Source organism: Streptomyces niphimycinicus (genome assembly GCF_018883605.1).
In the GTDB taxonomy this organism is placed as follows: Bacteria; Actinomycetota; Actinomycetes; order Streptomycetales; family Streptomycetaceae; genus Streptomyces; species Streptomyces niphimycinicus.
In genome coordinates this window covers 1-495 of the sequence record NZ_JAHLEM010000588.1, presented here as the reverse complement: position 1 = coordinate 495, position 495 = coordinate 1, and the positions used below count along the sequence as shown (strand labels likewise).

The window sequence follows — 495 nt, the reverse complement described above, 5'->3', positions numbered from 1 at the left end:
GGCGGTCGCGGGTGTGGTGTCGCTGCTGTCGGTCGAGGCGACGGTGTCCCTGCTCCAGAACCTCCTGGCCGCCGGGGTCGATGCACCGTTGTGGTGCGTCACCCGGGGTGCGGTCGCGGCGGTCGACGGAGACGTGGTGGATCCTGACCAGGCCGGAGTCTGGGGGCTGGGCCGCGTCATTGGCTTGGAGCATCCGGACCGTTGGGGCGGGCTGATCGACCTTCCGGCGGTCATGGACGACCCCACGGAGGAGGCACTGGCCACCGTCCTCGCCGGTGACACCGGTGAGGATCAGATCGCCATCCGTGCCACCGGGACGTGGGCCGCTCGTCTGACGCGGGCGGAAGCGACCACTGCGGTGTCGGCCGCTTGGCGGGGTCGCGGCACCGCTCTGGTCACGGGCGGTACAGGGGCACTGGGCCGCCATGTGGCGCGCTGGCTGGCGGATACCGGTGTGGAGCGGATCGTGCTGACGAGCCGTCAAGGGGCCGAGGC

Annotated in this window: 1 protein-coding gene; it reads left to right on the top strand. The window is 71.9% G+C overall.

Translation table 11 applies throughout. The features are described 5' to 3' along the window. Positions 1–495: SpnB-like Rossmann fold domain-containing protein (locus KN815_RS36940; protein WP_216346215.1), on the top strand; the 495-nt coding region annotated here is incomplete at both ends.